Raw genomic sequence first — 17,563 nt, 5'->3', positions numbered from 1 at the left:
TGATTTCTGTAGGAATGGGTTTGCCCGCGAAGGAGGCACCACCTTGGATGGCACGGGCTTCGCCCGTGTTCGCGGGTAAACCCGCTCCCACAGGGTCAGCAACTCGCTTACTAACTTTGTTCTCTGCTCGACAACGCGGTCCAAAGGGCTGGCTGATTTCCCAGAGGATGGAATGCCCTCAGAAATTTGAACAAGACAGTTGCTCCCACAGGATTGTGGGCTCGCTTGCGATGTTTGTTCTCTGTGTGACAGCCCAGCCCAGAGGAACAGTCGCGCAGATGCCCGATAAGGCGCGTTCTGGTTTAAGGTGCGCGTAGGCCAAAATGGACTCTCACTGGAAGGACACGACACTGATGGACACTGCTTTTTCACCCGTCGCCGAGCGCCTGCACAATCGCCGATTCGCGGTAGCGAACAATGCACAAGGGCTCTCCGGTGCTGGCACGGTCTTTCATTACGTTGTCGATGGAAACGCCATAACCAGCCACTATCAGGGCGGCAGGATCCGGATTGGCAATCAGGTAGGCCGTGTTACAGGCCCCGACACGATCGAGCTTCTTTTTCAGTGTTTGACCACCGAAGGTGAAATGCTGGCCGGCTGGTCGCGCGGTACGGTGGGGCTCGATCAAGCCGGTCGCACCACGCTGCACTTCGTTTGGGGCTGGTTGTCGGGGGCGACGGGGGGTGGCGAATCCCGCTACGTCGAGCTCGTCGAGTAGCAGCAGCCCCCCGCAGCGCTCACTTGCCGCTGATCACCCGGGTCCACAGCCGGGTGCTCAAGCACATGCCTGCCGGTGACAGGGTCTGGATGGGGAATAGCGTATCCAGCACGGCCTGGGGTGGGTACACCGCCGGGTTGTCACGCAGCGCCGCGTCTACATAGGGCAATGACGCCGCATTGCCATTCGGGTACTTCACCGCGTTGCTGATATGCGCCATGACCTGGGGGTCGAGCAGGTAGTTCAGGTAGGCATAGGCCGCGTCCAGGTGCGGCGCAGCTTTGGGAATCACCACCATGTCCACCGCCACCGTCGAGCCTTCACGGGGAATGCTGTAGCCCAGGTGCACGCCGTTGTTCGCCTGTTGCGCGCTGTTCATCGCTTGCAGCACATCGCCGCTGAAACCGATCGCAACGCAGATGTTGCCGTTGGCCAGGTCGCTGACGTACTTGGATGGGTGGAAGTAGCTGATGGAAGGGCGGATAGCCATCAGCGCCGCCTCGGCTTTTTTCAGGTCTTCAGGGCGCTGGCTGTGTGGGTCGAGCCCCAGCACCTTGAGGGTGATCGGCAACACCTGCGTCGGGTTGTCGAGAAACGCCACGCCACAGGCGCTCAGCTTGCGGATGTTGTCCGGGTTGAACAGCATTTGCCAGGACTGAGTGACATCGGCAGTGCCGAAGATGGCCTTGATCTTGTCGACGTTGTAGCCGATACCCGTGGTCACCCACATGTAGGGGATGGCATGGCGGTTGCCGGGGTCGCTGGTTTCCAGCAACTGCATCAGCTTGGGGTCGAGGTTGTGCCAGTTGGGCAGCTTGCTGCGATCGAGTTCCTCGCCCCGCGAAGCGGTCGCCGCGGTGGGTGGCACGGGCTTCGTCCGTGTTCGCGGGACAAGCCCGCTCCCACAGGGGGCACGCCGTCTTTACAAACCCGAGCTAAACAGTTGCTCCCATCGGGCTGCGCCCTCAAACCTCGCAGACAAACGTCCCCGTCCCCTCAAGAATGTTCTGCAGCGTCTCCTTCACCTCGTCCAGGTCGCTCAGTTCGCTGGTCAGGATGATCTCCAGCGCTTCATCCCCCCTCAGCGCATCGCGGTCCCCGGACGCCACTTCGATCAGCAGGCGCTGGGCGCTCAGGGTCACTTTCAGCCCGTCCAGCGTCGACGGCTCGTCATCCAGGGTCAAGTCGACCGTGTCTTCATCCGGGTAACGGGTAAGCAGGAACATCTGACCCTTGTCGCTGTGGCAGCAGAGGGTCGCCATGTTGTCTTCCTCGTCATCGCAAGGGGTGGCGAAGAGCAGGGCGGTCTTGATTTGCATGGACAGGCTCGGGTCAAAGGAAACGGAAGGGAATTCTGACAGTCTTGCACGTATCCATAAACGTAAAGTTACCCCCCCTTGACCGAAATTGTCGCAGCGCTGCAAGCGTTGGTGACTACTCAGTCGTTAAGCTTCGGCGAGCCCTGGGCGTGCTGTGCACGTCCAACGCCTGGTTATAACCGTCCGCCATGCCACGGGTTGGCTATTGTTGATCCGTACACGGCGCACGCGAGCGACGCTTCAATTATTACAAAGCCCAAGCGGAGTACCACAGATGGCGTTTTTCACCGCAGCCAGCAAGGCCGACTTCCAGCATCAACTGCAAGCGGCTCTGGCGCAGCACATCAGCGAACAGGCACTGCCACAAGTGGCGCTGTTCGCCGAACAGTTCTTCGGCATCATCTCTATGGACGAACTCACCCAGCGCAGGCTTTCCGACCTGGCTGGCTGTACCCTTTCTGCCTGGCGCATCATCGAGCGCTTCGACGCCGAACAACCTCAAGTGCGGGTGTACAACCCTGATTACGAACGCAACGGCTGGCAATCGACCCACACCGTGGTCGAGGTGCTGCACCACGATTTACCCTTCCTGGTCGACTCGGTGCGCACCGAGCTCAACCGCCGGGGCTACAGCATCCACACCCTGCAAACCACGGTACTGAGCGTACGCCGCGGTGCCAAAGGCGAACTGCTGGAGCTGCTGCCCAAGGGTACCCACGGCGAAGGCGTGCGCCATGAGTCGCTGATGTACCTGGAGATCGACCGCTGCGCCAACGCCGCCGAACTGACGGTGCTGGCCCGTGAAATCGAACAAGTGCTGGCCGAAGTGCGGGTGGCGGTCGCCGATTTCGAACCGATGAAGGCCAAGCTGCGCGAAGTCGTGGCGCTGGTGGAACAGACCGCGTTCGGCCCGGCGCAGCATGACAAAGGCGAGGTGAAGGCGTTTCTCGAGTGGCTGCTGGACAACCATTTCACCTTCCTCGGCTACGAAGAATTCACCGTCCAAGGCGGCAGCGATGGCGGCCAGATGGTCTACGACGAACAGTCGTTCCTCGGCCTGCCACGGCGCCTGCGCGTGGGGCTGACGCCTGAAGAACTGCGTATCGAAGACTACGCCGTGGCCTACCTCAACGAGCCGCTGCTGCTGTCCTTCGCCAAGGCCGCGCTGCCCAGCCGCGTGCACCGCCCGGCCTACCCGGACTACGTGTCGATCCGCCAGCTGGACGCGGATGGCAAGGTGGTCAAGGAACACCGCTTCATGGGCTTGTACACCTCCTCGGTGTATGGCGAGAGCGTGCACGCCATCCCGTACATTCGGGTCAAGGTGGCCGAAGTCGAGCGCCGTTCTGGCTTCGACCCCAAGGCTCACTTGGGCAAGGAACTGGCCCAGGTGCTCGAAGTGCTGCCGCGCGACGACCTGTTCCAGACCCCGATCGACGAGCTGTTCAGCACGGTCATGGCCATCGTGCAGATCCAGGAACGCAACAAGATTCGCGTGTTCTTGCGCAAAGACCCTTATGGCCGCTTCTGCTACTGCCTGGCCTATGTGCCGCGCGAGGTCTATTCCACCGAAGTGCGGCAGAAGATCCAGCAGGTGCTGATGGAGCGCCTCAAAGCCAGCGACTGCGAGTTCTGGACCTTCTTCTCCGAATCGGTGCTGGCGCGCGTGCAGCTGATTTTGCGGGTCGACCCGAAGAACCGCATCGACATCGACCCGCAGCAGCTGGAAAACGAAGTGATCCAGGCTTGCCGCTCGTGGCAGGACGATTACTCGACCCTGGTGGTAGAGAACTTCGGCGAAGCCCAAGGCACCAACATCTTGGCCGACTTCCCCAAAGGCTTCCCGGCGGGCTACCGCGAGCGCTTCGCGGCGCACTCGGCCGTGGTCGACCTGCAGCATGTGCTGGGGTTGTCTGAAAGCAAGCCGCTGGCCATGAGCTTCTACCAGCCGCTGACCCAGGTCGGCGAGCGTACCCTGCATTGCAAGCTGTACCACGCCGACACCCCGCTGGCGCTGTCCGATGTCTTGCCGATTCTGGAAAACCTCGGTTTGCGCGTGCTTGGCGAGTTCCCGTATCGCCTGCGCCACGCCAATGGCCGTGAGTACTGGATCCATGACTTCGCCTTCACCTACAGCGAAGGCCTGAGCCTGGATATCCAGCAGCTCAACGACACCCTGCAGGACGCCTTCATCCACATCGTCCGCGGCGATGCCGAGAACGACGCCTTCAACCGCCTGGTGCTGACCGCCGGCTTGCCGTGGCGCGATGTGGCGCTGCTGCGTGCGTATGCCCGTTACCTCAAGCAGATCCGCCTGGGCTTCGACCTGGGCTACATCGCCAGCACCTTGAACAACCACACCGGTATCGCCCGCGAACTGACCCGGTTGTTCAAGACCCGCTTCTACCTGGCGCGCAAACTGACCCAAGACGACCTGGACGACAAGCAGCAGCGTCTGGAACAGGCGATCTTGACGGCGCTGGACGATGTTCAGGTGCTCAACGAAGACCGCATCCTGCGTCGCTACCTGGACCTGATCAAGGCCACCCTGCGCACCAACTTCTACCAACCCGATGCCAACGGCCACAACAAGTCGTACTTCAGCTTCAAGTTCAACCCCAAGCTGATCCCCGAGCTGCCAAAGCCGGTACCCAAGTTCGAGATCTTCGTTTATTCGCCACGGGTCGAAGGCGTGCACCTGCGCTTCGGCAACGTCGCCCGTGGCGGCCTGCGCTGGTCGGACCGCGAGGAAGACTTCCGCACCGAGGTGCTCGGCCTGGTCAAGGCCCAGCAGGTGAAGAACTCGGTCATCGTGCCAGTCGGCGCCAAAGGCGGCTTCCTGCCGCGCCGCCTGCCCCTGGGCGGCAGCCGTGACGAGATCGCTGCCGAAGGCATTGCCTGCTACCGCATCTTCATTTCTGGCCTGCTCGACATCACCGACAACCTCAAGGACGGGGGCGTGGTGCCGCCGGCCAACGTGGTGCGGCACGATGAAGACGATCCGTACCTGGTAGTGGCCGCCGACAAAGGCACCGCGACGTTCTCGGACATCGCCAACGGCATCGCCATCGATTACGGCTTCTGGCTGGGCGACGCCTTTGCCTCGGGCGGCTCGGCCGGTTATGACCACAAGAAGATGGGCATCACCGCCCGTGGCGCCTGGGTGGGTGTACAGCGCCACTTCCGCGAGCGCGGCATCAACGTGCAGGAAGACCCGATTACCGTGATCGGCGTCGGCGACATGGCCGGCGACGTGTTCGGCAATGGCTTGCTGATGTCCGACAAACTCAAGCTGGTGGCGGCGTTCAACCACCTGCACATCTTCATCGACCCGAACCCGGAGCCGGCCAACAGCTTCGCCGAGCGCAAGCGCCTGTTCGACCTGCCACGTTCGGCCTGGAGCGACTACGACACCAGCATCATGTCCGAAGGCGGGGGGATCTTCCCGCGCAGTGCCAAGAGCATTGCCATCAGCCCGCAGATGAAAGAACGCTTTGCCATCGAAGCCGACCGCCTGACCCCGACCGAGCTGCTCAATGCCCTGCTCAAGGCGCCAGTCGACCTGCTGTGGAACGGCGGCATCGGCACTTATGTCAAGGCCAGCAGCGAGAGCCACGCCGATGTCGGCGACAAGGCCAACGACGCCCTGCGCGTCAACGGCAACGAGCTGCGCTGCAAGGTGGTGGGCGAGGGCGGCAACCTGGGCATGACCCAGCTTGGCCGGGTCGAGTTCGGCCTCAATGGCGGCGCGACCAACACCGACTTCATCGACAACGCCGGCGGCGTGGACTGCTCGGACCACGAGGTCAATATCAAGATCCTGCTCAATGAAGTGGTGCAGGGTGGCGACATGACCGAGAAGCAGCGCAACCAGTTGCTCGGCAGCATGACCGAAGAAGTCGGCGCGCTGGTGCTGGGCAACAACTACAAGCAGACCCAGGCGTTGTCCCTGGCGGCGCGCCGCGCTCGCGAGCGGATTGCCGAATACAAGCGCTTGATGGCGGACCTGGAAGGGCGTGGCAAGCTCGACCGAGCCATCGAGTTCCTGCCGTCCGAAGAGCAACTGGCCGAGCGCCTGGCGGCTGGCCAGGGCCTGACCCGTGCCGAGCTGTCGGTGCTGATCTCGTACAGCAAGATCGACCTCAAGGAGCAACTGCTGAAGTCGCTGGTGCCGGACGACGATTACCTGACCCGCGACATGGAGACCGCGTTCCCGCCGTCACTGGTCAGCAAGTTTGCCGAGTCCATGCGCCGTCATCGCCTGAAACGCGAGATCGTCAGCACCCAGATCGCCAACGACCTGGTCAACAACATGGGCATCACCTTCGTCCAGCGCCTGAAGGAATCGACCGGCATGAGCCCGGCCAACGTGGCGGGCGCCTATGTGATCGTGCGCGACATCTTCCACCTGCCGCACTGGTTCCGTCAGATCGAAGCGCTGGACTATCAGGTGCCGGCCGAAATCCAGCTGACCCTGATGGACGAGTTGATGCGCCTGGGCCGCCGTGCCACGCGCTGGTTCCTGCGCAGCCGCCGCAACGAGCAGGATGCCGGGCGTGATACCGCGCATTTCGGGCCGAAAATCGCGCAACTGGGGCTCAAGCTCGACGAACTGCTGGAAGGCCCGACCCGCGAGCGCTGGATGGTGCGCTACCAGGGCTTTGTCGACGCCGGTGTGCCAGAGCTGCTGGCGCGCATGGTGGCCGGTACCAGCCACCTGTACACCTTGTTGCCGATCATCGAGGCGGCGGATGTGACCGGCCATGACCCGGCGCAGGTGGCCAAGGCGTTCTTCGCCGTGGGCAGCTCGCTGGACCTGACCTGGTACCTGCAGGAGATCAGCAACCTGCCGGTGGAAAACAACTGGCAGGCCCTGGCCCGCGAGGCGTTCCGCGACGATATCGACCTGCAGCAGCGGGCGATCACCATTTCTGTGCTGCAGATGGTCGATGCACCGCAGGACATGGATGCCCGCGTGGCGCTGTGGGCCGAGCAACACCGGGTGATGGTCGAGCGCTGGCGCGCGATGCTGGACGACCTGCGCAATGCCACCGGGACTGACTATGCGATGTACGCGGTGGCCAACCGCGAGCTGGTCGACCTGGCCATGAGCGGGCAGGCGGTGGTGGTGCCGTCCTGATCGGTGGTCTGAAATGAAAAAGCCCCGGCAGTGATGCCGGGGCTTTCTACTTGTAATTGTCCCACCTAGCAGGTGATCGCGGTCCCTGTAGGAGCGGCCTTGTGTCGCGAAAAGGCCGCATAGCGGCCCCGGCAATATCAGCCTGATGCGCAAATCGTGGGGGCGCTTCGCACCCCTTCGCGACACAAGGCCGCTCCTACAGGCTTACTTGAACCTGCGCTCCACGCCTTTCTCCACCAGAATCTTCGCCGAAATCTCTTCCACCGAAAAATGCGTGGAATTGATATTGGGAATGTTCTCGCGCCGGAACAGGCTCTCTACCTCGCGCACCTCGAATTCGCACTGGGCAAAGCTGGAATAGCGGCTGTTGGGCTTGCGCTCGTGGCGGATGGCCGTCAGGCGGTCCGGGTCGATGGTCAGGCCAAACAGCTTGCTGTGGTGCTTTTTCAGCACCGCCGGCAGTTGCAGGCGCTCCATGTCATCTTCGGTCAGCGGGTAGTTGGCCGCACGAATACCGAATTGCATGGCCATGTACAGGCAGGTTGGCGTCTTGCCGCAGCGCGAGACGCCGACCAGAATCAGGTCGGCCTTGTCGTAGTAGTGCGTGCGCGCGCCATCATCGTTGTCCAGGGCGAAGTTGACCGCCTCGATACGCTCCATGTAGTTGGAGTTGCCGCCAATCGAGTGGGATTTGCCGACGGAATACGACGAATGGGCGGTCAATTCCTGCTCGAGCGGGGATAAAAACGACGAAAAGATGTCGATCATGAAGCCATTCGAGGTCGCCAGGATCTCGCGGATGTCCTGATTGACGATGGTGTCGAAGATGATCGGGCGCACACCGTCGCGCTCGGCGGCAGCGTTGATTTGCTGCACCATGGTGCGCGCTTTGTCTGGCGTATCGATGTAGGGGCGGGTGAATTTGTTGAACGGAATGCTTTCGAATTGAGCGAGCAAGCTTTGCCCCAGGGTCTCGGCGGTGATGCCGGTGCCGTCGGAGATGAAGAACGCGGTTCTTTTCATTTGCACCCTGGGCCTTAAGCTGATGACGTTTCTTGGATATGATAAGTTCGGTTTGCCGAATGCGGCTGTCGGCATTCTCACTTATTTTCCAGGTACAGGCCACAAACGCCCGGCCAAGTCAAAGCAGACAGGCGGGCGCCTTTGAGCTTTTCCAACACAGTTAGTGGAGAGATCACCTTGGTAGAGTACGTAGTTTCCCTCGATAAGCTCGGCGTCCATGATGTGGAGCATGTGGGGGGCAAGAACGCATCCCTGGGCGAGATGATCAGCAACCTTGCGGGTGCTGGTGTATCGGTGCCGGGCGGCTTTGCCACTACGGCGCAGGCGTACCGCGATTTTCTCGAACAGAGTGGTCTCAACGACCGGATCCATGCCGCACTCGATGCGCTGGACGTGGATGACATCAACGCCCTGACCAAAACCGGCGCGCAGATTCGCCAGTGGGTCATGGAAGCTGAATTCCCGGCGCGTCTGGATGCGGAAATCCGTACGGCCTTCGCCGAAATGGCCGCTGGCAACGACAACATGGCCGTTGCCGTGCGCTCTTCGGCCACCGCCGAAGACCTGCCGGACGCCTCGTTTGCCGGTCAGCAAGAAACCTTCCTCAACATCCGCGGCGTCGACAACGTGATCCGCGCGGCCAAGGAAGTGTTCGCCTCGCTGTTCAACGACCGCGCCATTGCCTACCGCGTGCACCAGGGCTTTGACCACAAGCTGGTGGCCCTGTCCGCTGGCGTGCAGCGCATGGTCCGCTCCGAGACCGGCACCGCCGGCGTGATGTTCACCCTCGACACCGAGTCGGGCTTCCGCGACGTGGTGTTCATCACCGGCGCCTATGGCCTGGGTGAAACCGTCGTGCAGGGTGCGGTCAACCCTGATGAATTCTACGTGCACAAGCAAACCTTGCAGGCCGGCCGCCCGGCCATTCTGCGCCGCAACCTGGGCAGCAAGGCGATCAAGATGATCTACGGCGACGAGGCCAAGGCCGGTCGTTCGGTCAAGACCGTCGAAGTCGACCGCGCCGAACGCGCCCGCTTCTGCCTGAGCGACGCCGAAGTCAACGAACTGGCCAAGCAGGCCATGATCATCGAGCAGCACTATCAGCGCCCGATGGACATCGAGTGGGCCAAAGACGGTGACGACGGCAAGCTGTACATCGTTCAGGCCCGCCCTGAAACCGTAAAAAGCCGTTCCAGCGCCAATGTCATGGAACGCTACCTGCTCAAAGAGAAAGGCACCGTACTGGTCGAAGGCCGCGCCATCGGCCAGCGCATCGGCGCCGGCAAGGTCCGCGTGATCAACGACGTGTCGGAAATGGACAAGGTCCAGCCGGGCGACGTGCTGGTCTCCGACATGACCGACCCGGACTGGGAACCGGTCATGAAGCGCGCCAGCGCTATCGTCACCAACCGTGGCGGGCGTACCTGCCACGCGGCGATCATTGCCCGTGAGCTGGGTATTCCGGCCGTTGTCGGTTGCGGCAACGCCACCCAACTGCTCAAGGACGGCCAGGGCGTGACTGTCTCCTGCGCCGAAGGCGATACCGGCTTTATCTTCGAAGGCGAGCTGGGCTTCGACATCAAGCAGAACTCGGTCGACGCCATGCCGGACCTGCCGTTCAAGATCATGATGAACGTCGGCAACCCAGACCGTGCCTTCGACTTCGCTCAGCTGCCCAACGCCGGTGTCGGCCTGGCGCGCCTGGAGTTCATCATCAACCGCATGATCGGCGTGCACCCCAAGGCGCTGCTGAACTATGCCGGCCTGCCGGCAGAGCTCAAGGACAGCGTCGACAAGCGCATCGCCGGTTACGACGACCCGGTCGGCTTCTATGTCGAGAAGCTGGTCGAAGGCATTAGCACCCTGGCGGCAGCCTTCTACCCGAAAAAGGTCATCGTGCGCCTGTCGGACTTCAAGTCCAACGAATACGCCAACCTGATCGGCGGCAAGCTGTACGAGCCGGAAGAAGAAAACCCGATGCTGGGCTTCCGTGGCGCTTCGCGTTACATCAGCGAATCGTTCCGTGACTGCTTCGAGCTCGAATGCCGCGCGCTTAAGCGCGTGCGCAACGAAATGGGCCTGACCAACGTCGAAATCATGGTGCCGTTCGTGCGCACCTTGGGCGAAGCCAGCCAGGTCATCGACCTGTTGGCCGAAAACGGCCTGGCCCGTGGCGACAATGGCCTGCGCGTGATCATGATGTGCGAGCTGCCGTCCAACGCGATTCTGGCCGAAGAGTTCCTGGAATTCTTCGACGGCTTCTCGATCGGTTCCAACGACCTGACCCAGCTGACCTTGGGCCTGGACCGTGACTCGGGGATCATTGCGCACCTGTTCGACGAGCGTAACCCGGCCGTCAAGAAGCTGCTGGCCAACGCCATCCAGGCGTGCAACAAGGCCGGCAAGTACATCGGCATCTGCGGCCAGGGCCCATCGGACCACCCAGACCTGGCCAAATGGCTGATGGAACAGGGCATCGAAAGCGTGTCGCTGAACCCGGACTCGGTGCTCGAGACCTGGTTCTTCCTGGCTGAGGGCCAGGGCGCAGCCTGATGCAGTGAATTGCGGGGGCGCGTCTGGCGCGCTCCCGCCTGGTTTTATCCAGGGCGAGTTCCAGTAATGGTTCCCGCCCTTTTTTGTGCACCAAGCAACCTTATGCATAGCAGTAGCACTTTATTTCCCGTGGCCTTGCTCAGCGCAGAGCGCCGAGGCGACTTGAGCGAGGACGTGTACCGGATCAAGGCAGGCAACAGCCCCGACCCGAGCGTCGAGCTGGCCGTGACCCGCCTTGGGTTGGCCGACCAGCCAGGCGCCCAGGGCGTACCGGTCATTCTCTTGCACGGCAGTTTCTCCAACCGCCGTTTCTGGTATTCGCCCAAAGGCATCGGCCTGGGCGCGTTTCTCGCCCGCGCAGGTTTTGATGTGTGGATCCCAGAAATGCGTGGCCATGGCCTGTCGCCGCGCAATCGCCAGTGGCAGCACAACCGTGTCGCCGACTATGCCCGCGATGACTTGCCCTTGGTTGCTGCATTCGTTCAGGAGCAGGCCGGCCAGGCGCCGCACTGGGTTGGCCATTCCCTGGGCGGTACCACCCTGGCCGCCGCACTGGGTGGCGGGTATTTGCCGCCTGAGCAAGTTGCCAGCGCGGCGTTCTTCGGCACCCAGGTCAGCCGCGTGTACTGGCCCTTGAAAGTGCCGCCGGTGGTGTGGGGGGCGAAGTTTTTGCTCAAGCGCTGGCGGCAGATTCCGGGGCAGCGCTTAAAGCGTGGCCCCGAGGACGAGCCGATCGGCCTGGCCCTTGAAAGCATGCGCTGGCATGGCCTGTTCGGGCGCTTTGGCGACAAGGACAATGACTGGTGGGCCGGGCTTGCACGGGTCGATGTGCCGGTGCTGGCCGTGGCCGGCGCGGGCGACTTCCAGGACCCTGTATGGGCTTGCCGCAAGCTGTTCGAGCAGTTGGGCGGGTCGCGCAAGCAGTTTCTGCGGCTGGGGCGCGAGGAAGGTTTCGAGGCGTTCGGGCATGTCGACATGCTGGTCAGCAAGGCGGCCCAGGCTCAGGTCTGGCCGTTGGTGGAGCGCTGGTTGAGGGACCCCTTGGTGCCCGTGCATGCTTCGATTGTGATGGCGGAGCCTGTGTTGGCCAGTTGATTCTGTGCGGCCTTTGCTGGCCCTTTCGCGGGCAAGCCCGCTCCCACAGGATCACTGCAGCTCCTAGGCCAGTGGTATTCCTGTAGGCGCGGGCTTGCCCGCGAAAGGGCCGGTACAGGCACAAGCTGACCACTCAGTCCTGGATGACTGCGACAGCCTCTCCGGTGTAGCCTTGGCCCACACCCGCTTTCGTTGTGACTGACAGGAGCTTCCCATGCAGCATTACGTAACGCCCGACCTCTGCGACGCCTACCCAGACCTGGTCCAGGTGCTCGAACCCATGTTCAGCAACTTCGGCGGCCGCGATTCGTTCGGCGGCCAAATCGTCACCCTCAAATGCTTCGAAGACAACTCGCTGGTCAAGGAGCAGGTCGAACTCGACGGCAAGGGCAAGGTGCTGGTGGTCGACGGCGGCGGTTCGCTGCGCTGTGCGCTGCTGGGCGACATGCTGGCCGAGAAAGCTGCCAAAAATGGCTGGGAAGGCCTGGTGATCTACGGCTGCGTACGCGACGTGGACATCCTGATCCAGACCGACGTCGGCGTGCAGGCCCTGGCCAGCCACCCGAAAAAGAGCAACAAGCGCGGCATCGGCGAGCTCGACGTGCCGGTGACCTTCGCCGGCGTGACCTTCCGCTCGGGTGAATACGTATATGCCGACAACAATGGCGTGCTGGTTTCGCCAAGCCCGCTGAAAATGCCGGAGTGATGCGCCGCACGCGCTGATGGAGCTTTGATGTTCGAGGAAGACAACGCGCAGTGGGGGCTGGTGCATGCCCTGGTGCTCGATGGCAAAGGCGGCGCGCGCTCGATTGCCCGTACCGAACTGGACGACCTGCAACTGCACCCCCAGGAAAGCCTCTGGCTGCACTGGGACCGCAGCCACCCGCAAACCCGTACCTGGCTGCTGCGCGACAGCGGCCTGAGCGAGTTTGCCTGCGATTTGCTGCTGGAAGAAAACACCCGGCCGCGCTTGCTGCCGCTGGTGGATGAACAGTTGTTGCTGTTTTTGCGCGGGGTCAACCTCAATCCGGGCGCCGAACCTGAAGACATGGTTTCGGTACGCATTTTCGCCGAGGCGCAGCGGGTCATCTCGCTGCGCCTGCGGCCGCTGCGGGCCAGCGACGAGATTCTGCAGTTGCTCAGCGAGGGCAGGGGGCCGAAGTCGGCTTCCGAGTTGTTGCTGTTGATGGGAGAACTGCTGACCGAAAAGGTCCAGGGCCTGGTCAGCGACCTGTCCGAACTGGTCGATCTCGAAGAAGAAAAGGTCGAATCCGACGAACGGTACACTCCAGAGCAGGGCAGCCTGCAGCAGATCCGCCGTCGGGCCGCTGGCCTGCGGCGTTTTCTGGCGCCGCAGCGTGAAATCTACGCCCAGCTGTCACGCAGCAAGTGGAGCTGGTTTGCCGATGCCGATGCCGACTACTGGAACGAGTTGAACAACAGCCTGATCCGCTACCTCGAAGAGCTCGAGCTGACCCGCGAGCGGGCCGCGCTGGTGCTTGAGAGCGAGGACCGGCGCCGCAGCGAGCGGATGAACCGGACCATGTACCGCTTCGGCATCATCACCTGTATTTTCCTGCCCATGAGCTTCGTCACCGGGCTGCTCGGCATCAACGTCGGCGGTATTCCGGGGTCGAACAGCCCATATGGCTTCCTGTTCGCCAGCCTGCTGGTGCTGGGCTTGGCGGTGGGGCAGTGGTGGCTGTTCCGACGCTTGCGGTGGGTGTGAATGGCTATTGACCTGTACTGGCCTCTTCGCGGGCAAGCCCACTCCCACAGGTTTCGCACAGATTTATCTTGCAGTGCGGTCACTGTGGGAGCGGGCTTGCCCGCGAAGAATCCAACGCTCGTTCATTTTGAAACATTCGTCCCAAGGCGATGTGTGACCCATCGCTGTGCCATCTCGTCTCTTGCTGATACTGCGCGAGGTGCCCATGCACGATCCGTTTGAAGAATCCCTGCGCGACCTGCTCAAGGCGTCACCGTCCGGCCAGGACCGAGATGACGCCGCCTGCTTGGGTCGTGTGCTGAAAACCGCCAACCGCCAGGTCGGTGCGGGTGATCTGTTCAGCCTGCTTGGCCGTTGGAGCCAGGCGCTGCTGATTGCCGTCAACAATGGCTCGGCGCATGTTGCGCCCGTGCGTAGAAACTCTACCCGCAACGCTGCCAGCGGCAGCAAAGCAGATAAGGCCGATTGAATATGGAACTGGATCTCTGGACCCAAAGCCTGGTCACTGCCATGACGGCCCTTTGGACCAAGGTGGCGAACTTCATCCCTAACCTGTTCGGCGCGCTGGTGGTGGTGCTGCTCGGTTTCGTGGTGGCCAAGCTGCTTGATGCGCTGCTCTCCAAATTGCTCGCCAAGCTTGGCCTGGACCGCCTGATGGCCGGTACCGGGCTAACCAAGATGTTGAGCCGGGGTGGGATCCAGGTGCCGATATCGACCCTGATCGGCAAGATCGTCTACTGGTTCGTGTTGCTGATCTTCCTCGTCTCGGCCGCTGAATCGCTGGGCCTTGAGCGGGTGTCGGCGACCCTCGACATGCTCGCCCTGTACCTGCCTAAAGTGTTCGGCGCGGCGCTGGTGCTGCTGGCCGGCGTGCTGCTGGCGCAGGTGGCTAATGGCCTGGTTCGCGGTGCAGCCGAAGGCATTGGCCTTGAGTATTCCGCTGGCATTGGGCGTATCACCCAAGGCCTGGTGATCATCATCAGCATCTCGGTGGCCATCAGCCAGCTCGAGGTCAAGACCGACCTGCTGAACCATGTGATCGTCATCGGGCTGATTACCGTTGGTCTGGCCGTTGCCTTGGCCATGGGCCTCGGTAGCCGCGAAATCGCTGGGCAAATTCTGGCCGGCATCTACGTGCGCGAGCTGTACCAAGTCGGCCAGCAGGTGCGGATTGGAGAGGTCGAAGGGCATATCGAGGAAATCGGCACGGTGAAGACGACGCTGTTGACCGATGATGGCGAACTGGTGTCGCTGTCTAACCGCGTGTTGCTTGAGCAGCGTGTCAATAGCCGCTAACCGCACAAAAGCTGTTAATGTATGCCGCCGCGAAATCGACCCCACGGGGTCGAGCGGCGACATTGACCTGACTGTCGGCCAGATCCGTTTTGAATAAAGTTCATTCGCCGCCCATGCGTTATGACCCCCGCGAGCTCACCGACGAAGAGTTGGTGGCGCGTTCGCATGAGGAGCTGTACCACGTTACCCGCGCCTATGAGGAGCTCATGCGGCGCTACCAGCGGACCCTGTTCAACGTCTGTGCACGTTATTTGGGGAACGACCGGGATGCCGACGATGTCTGTCAGGAAGTGATGCTGAAAGTGCTATACGGGCTGAAAAACTTCGAAGGTAAATCGAAGTTCAAGACCTGGCTCTACAGCATCACCTACAACGAGTGCATTACCCAGTACCGCAAGGAGCGACGCAAACGTCGGTTGATGGATGCCTTGAGTCTGGACCCTATTGAAGAGGCGTCCGAAGACAAGGCACCCAAACCCGAAGAAAAAGGCGGGCTGGACAAATGGCTCGTGCATGTGAACCCGATCGATCGGGAAATCCTGGTGCTGCGATTTGTCGCGGAGCTGGAATTTCAGGAAATCGCGGATATCATGCACATGGGCCTGAGCGCGACGAAAATGCGTTACAAGCGCGCGCTAGACAAGCTTCGAGAGAAATTTCACGGGCTGGATGAAACTTAAGCGCGTGCAATAATCTCTAACGAATCGGCGAGTTCTGCTAGACTAGCCGTCGAGTTGTCCCCCTTGTTGTTGGTGGGACTGCTTAACTATCACCAGATGGGGATTTAACGGATGAAATTGAAAAACACCTTGGGCTTGGCCATTGGCTCGCTCGTAGCCGCTACTTCGTTCGGCGTTCTGGCTCAAGGCCAAGGCGCAGTCGAAATCGAAGGTAACGTTACCAAGCAGTACTACGACAGCGAGCGTAACTTCAAGAACGACGGCACCAATCCTGGTGTTCGCCTCGGTTACTTCCTGACCGACGACGTCTCCCTGGACCTGGGCTACAACGAGACTCACAACGCTCGTGGTGAAGTCTTCAACAAAGACATCAAAGGTTCCAAAGCCAAGCTCGACGCTACCTACCACTTCGGTACCGTAGGCGATGCTCTGCGTCCGTACGTTTCTGCTGGTTTCGCTCACGAGAGCCTGGGCCAAGCTACCCGTAGCGGCCGCGACCACTCCACCTTCGCCAACGTTGGCGCTGGCGCCAAGTGGTACATCACCGACATGTTCTTCGCCCGTGCTGGCGTTGAAGCCATGTACAACATCGACAACGGCAACACCGAGTGGGGCCCATCCGTTGGTGTTGGTCTGAACTTCGGTGGCAGCGGTGGCAAAGTTGCTCCAGCTCCGGCTCCAGTAGCTGAAGTCTGCTCCGACAGCGACAACGACGGCGTGTGCGACAACGTCGACAAGTGCCCAGACACCCCGGCCAACGTTACCGTTGACGCCGACGGCTGCCCGGCTGTTGCCGAAGTCGTTCGTGTTGAGCTGGACGTCAAGTTCGACTTCGACAAGTCGGTCGTCAAGCCAAACAGCTACGGCGACATCAAGAACCTGGCTGACTTCATGAAGCAGTACCCACAAACCACCACCGTGGTTGAAGGTCACACTGACTCCGTAGGTCCAGACGCTTACAACCAGAAGCTGTCCGAGCGTCGTGCCAACGCTGTTAAGCAAGTTCTGACCCAGCAGTACGGCGTAGAATCGAGCCGTGTTGACTCGGTTGGCTACGGTGAGACCCGTCCGGTTGCTGACAACGCCACCGAAGAAGGTCGCGCTGTTAACCGTCGCGTTGAAGCGCAAGTAGAAGCCCAAGCCAAGTAATTGGTTCGATGCTTCATGAAAAACCCGGCCTCGGCCGGGTTTTTCTTTGCCTGCGATTTCATGGGTGCTGGCTTGCCAGCGAAGAGGCCAGCACAAGCAACACGCCGCTAGCCAGCGGCTGACCATTCCATCAGCTGTGCCTGAGCAACCCCAACCACCTCGCCAATCACCAGAATTGCCGGGCTGCAGAGCCCGAATGCCCGCGCATCGTCAACCATCCCCTGCACATCACTGCGGCACTCACGCTGCTGCGGCAATGACGCATTCTCGATCATCGCCACCGGCATATGGGGCGCCATGCCACCTTGCAGCAGCCCTTGGCGAATTTGCTCCAGCCGCGCAACACCCATGTACACCACCAGCGTCGTGCCACCCTGCGCCAGCGCCGCCCAGTTCAGTTCGCTGTCATCCTGGGTATGTGCGGTTACCAGCGTCACGCCGCGGCTCACCCCGCGAGACGTCAGTGATATGCCGCATTGCGTCGCCCCCGCCAAGCCTGCCGTGATGCCGTTGACCAGCTCGACCTCGATGCCATGGCCTTGCAGCCAGGCGGCTTCTTCGCCACCCCGGCCGAAGATGCACGGGTCGCCGCCCTTGAGGCGTACCACGCATCGCCCCTGGCGTGCATGGCGCAACATCAGGCGCTGGATAAAGGCCTGCGGCGTGGAGCGGCAGCCACCGCGCTTGCCTACGGCAATCACCCGTGCCTGCGGGCAATGCTCCAGCACGGCGGGGTTCACCAGGTCGTCGATCATCACCACCTGGGCGTGCTGCAGTGCACGCACGGCCTTGAGGGTCAGCAGTTCGGGGTCACCAGGGCCAGCACCGACCAGCCAGACTTTTGCATTCATCAACGTTTC

The 17,563-nt window shown here is 61.6% G+C and carries 14 protein-coding genes; 10 read left to right on the top strand and 4 right to left on the bottom strand.

Annotated features, from left to right (window positions below):
- Positions 1 to 353: 353 nt before the first annotated feature.
- Positions 354 to 719, top strand: coding sequence for an avidin-fold protein (locus tag HU750_RS22225; protein ID WP_186682387.1), 366 nt, complete (start codon positions 354 to 356; stop codon positions 717 to 719).
- A gap of 19 nt (positions 720 to 738) precedes the next feature.
- Here the strand turns inward: HU750_RS22225 and HU750_RS22220 are convergent, their stop codons facing one another.
- Together HU750_RS22220 and HU750_RS22215 are read right to left on the bottom strand one after the other, a co-directional pair.
- A complete protein-coding gene (locus tag HU750_RS22220; RefSeq protein ID WP_346010856.1) occupies positions 739 to 1,587 on the bottom strand; it encodes an extracellular solute-binding protein in 849 nt (282 codons plus the stop codon).
- Positions 1,588 to 1,684: 97 nt separating this feature from the next.
- On the bottom strand, positions 1,685 to 2,038 hold the full coding sequence (locus tag HU750_RS22215) for a hypothetical protein (RefSeq protein ID WP_186682385.1): 354 nt from the start codon (positions 2,036 to 2,038) through the stop codon (positions 1,685 to 1,687).
- A 274-nt stretch (positions 2,039 to 2,312) separates the two neighbouring features.
- Between HU750_RS22215 and HU750_RS22210 the strand changes: the two genes are divergently transcribed.
- Positions 2,313 to 7,178: an NAD-glutamate dehydrogenase gene (locus HU750_RS22210; RefSeq protein ID WP_085273662.1), complete on the top strand. Its 4,866-nt coding sequence runs from the start codon at positions 2,313 to 2,315 to the stop codon at positions 7,176 to 7,178.
- A gap of 204 nt (positions 7,179 to 7,382) precedes the next feature.
- Here HU750_RS22210 and ppsR read toward each other — a convergent pair whose 3' ends face one another.
- Entirely contained in the window at positions 7,383 to 8,201 is an 819-nt protein-coding gene (gene ppsR, locus HU750_RS22205) for a posphoenolpyruvate synthetase regulatory kinase/phosphorylase PpsR (RefSeq protein WP_027596678.1), read from the bottom strand.
- A 177-nt stretch (positions 8,202 to 8,378) separates the two neighbouring features.
- Between ppsR and ppsA the strand changes: the two genes are divergently transcribed.
- The 8 genes from ppsA (at position 8,379) to HU750_RS22165 (ending at position 16,703) form a co-directional block, all read left to right on the top strand.
- The gene (gene ppsA / locus HU750_RS22200; protein WP_186682383.1) at positions 8,379 to 10,754 is read left to right on the top strand and encodes a phosphoenolpyruvate synthase; all 2,376 of its coding nucleotides are present in this window, start codon (positions 8,379 to 8,381) and stop codon (positions 10,752 to 10,754) included.
- A gap of 102 nt (positions 10,755 to 10,856) precedes the next feature.
- Entirely contained in the window at positions 10,857 to 11,849 is a 993-nt protein-coding gene (locus tag HU750_RS22195) for an alpha/beta fold hydrolase (protein WP_420876196.1), read from the top strand.
- A gap of 214 nt (positions 11,850 to 12,063) precedes the next feature.
- Positions 12,064 to 12,555 carry a ribonuclease E activity regulator RraA gene (rraA, locus tag HU750_RS22190; RefSeq protein ID WP_027596675.1) on the top strand — a complete coding sequence of 164 codons (492 nt, stop codon included), beginning with the start codon at positions 12,064 to 12,066 and terminating at the stop codon, positions 12,553 to 12,555.
- Positions 12,556 to 12,582: 27 nt separating this feature from the next.
- Positions 12,583 to 13,578 carry a divalent cation transporter CmaX gene (gene cmaX / locus HU750_RS22185; protein WP_027596674.1) on the top strand — a complete coding sequence of 332 codons (996 nt, stop codon included), beginning with the start codon at positions 12,583 to 12,585 and terminating at the stop codon, positions 13,576 to 13,578.
- 205 nt (positions 13,579 to 13,783) lie between these two features.
- Positions 13,784 to 14,047: a hypothetical protein gene (locus HU750_RS22180; RefSeq protein ID WP_027596673.1), complete on the top strand. Its 264-nt coding sequence runs from the start codon at positions 13,784 to 13,786 to the stop codon at positions 14,045 to 14,047.
- Between the two features lie 2 nt (positions 14,048 to 14,049).
- Positions 14,050 to 14,874 (top strand): mechanosensitive ion channel family protein, encoded by an 825-nt coding sequence (locus HU750_RS22175; protein ID WP_027596672.1) that lies wholly within the window; start codon positions 14,050 to 14,052, stop codon positions 14,872 to 14,874.
- Between the two features lie 113 nt (positions 14,875 to 14,987).
- Positions 14,988 to 15,554, top strand: a complete 567-nt coding sequence (gene sigX, locus HU750_RS22170) for an RNA polymerase sigma factor SigX (protein WP_033694384.1) — start codon at positions 14,988 to 14,990, stop codon at positions 15,552 to 15,554.
- Positions 15,555 to 15,665: 111 nt separating this feature from the next.
- A complete protein-coding gene (locus tag HU750_RS22165) occupies positions 15,666 to 16,703 on the top strand; it encodes an OmpA family protein (RefSeq protein ID WP_027596670.1) in 1,038 nt (345 codons plus the stop codon).
- Between the two features lie 107 nt (positions 16,704 to 16,810).
- On the opposite strand, the gene cobA is transcribed toward HU750_RS22165, so the two are convergent.
- Entirely contained in the window at positions 16,811 to 17,554 is a 744-nt protein-coding gene (cobA, locus tag HU750_RS22160) for a uroporphyrinogen-III C-methyltransferase (protein ID WP_099453359.1), read from the bottom strand.
- Positions 17,555 to 17,563: the final 9 nt, after the last annotated feature.

The organism is Pseudomonas sp. SWRI50 (genome assembly GCF_014269095.1).
Lineage (GTDB): Bacteria > Pseudomonadota > Gammaproteobacteria > Pseudomonadales > Pseudomonadaceae > Aquipseudomonas > Aquipseudomonas kermanshahensis.
The sequence above is the reverse complement of the archived record's forward strand: the minus strand, read 5'-3'. Positions and strand labels throughout refer to the sequence as shown.

Bases quoted from the DNA above. Each gene is read 5' to 3' on its own strand.
- cmaX (WP_027596674.1), top strand. From the start codon at position 12,583: ATGTTCGAGGAAGACAACGCGCAGTGGGGGCTGGTGCATGCCCTGGTG.
- HU750_RS22225 (WP_186682387.1), top strand. From the start codon at position 354: ATGGACACTGCTTTTTCACCCGTCGCCGAGCGCCTGCACAATCGCCGA.
- cobA (WP_099453359.1), bottom strand. From the start codon at position 17,554: ATGAATGCAAAAGTCTGGCTGGTCGGTGCTGGCCCTGGTGACCCCGAA.
- HU750_RS22165 (WP_027596670.1), top strand. From the start codon at position 15,666: ATGAAATTGAAAAACACCTTGGGCTTGGCCATTGGCTCGCTCGTAGCC.
- rraA (WP_027596675.1), top strand. From the start codon at position 12,064: ATGCAGCATTACGTAACGCCCGACCTCTGCGACGCCTACCCAGACCTG.
- HU750_RS22210 (WP_085273662.1), top strand. From the start codon at position 2,313: ATGGCGTTTTTCACCGCAGCCAGCAAGGCCGACTTCCAGCATCAACTG.
- HU750_RS22215 (WP_186682385.1), bottom strand. From the start codon at position 2,038: ATGCAAATCAAGACCGCCCTGCTCTTCGCCACCCCTTGCGATGACGAG.
- HU750_RS22180 (WP_027596673.1), top strand. From the start codon at position 13,784: ATGCACGATCCGTTTGAAGAATCCCTGCGCGACCTGCTCAAGGCGTCA.
- HU750_RS22175 (WP_027596672.1), top strand. From the start codon at position 14,050: ATGGAACTGGATCTCTGGACCCAAAGCCTGGTCACTGCCATGACGGCC.
- HU750_RS22195 (WP_420876196.1), top strand. From the start codon at position 10,857: ATGCATAGCAGTAGCACTTTATTTCCCGTGGCCTTGCTCAGCGCAGAG.
- sigX (WP_033694384.1), top strand. From the start codon at position 14,988: ATGCGTTATGACCCCCGCGAGCTCACCGACGAAGAGTTGGTGGCGCGT.
- ppsR (WP_027596678.1), bottom strand. From the start codon at position 8,201: ATGAAAAGAACCGCGTTCTTCATCTCCGACGGCACCGGCATCACCGCC.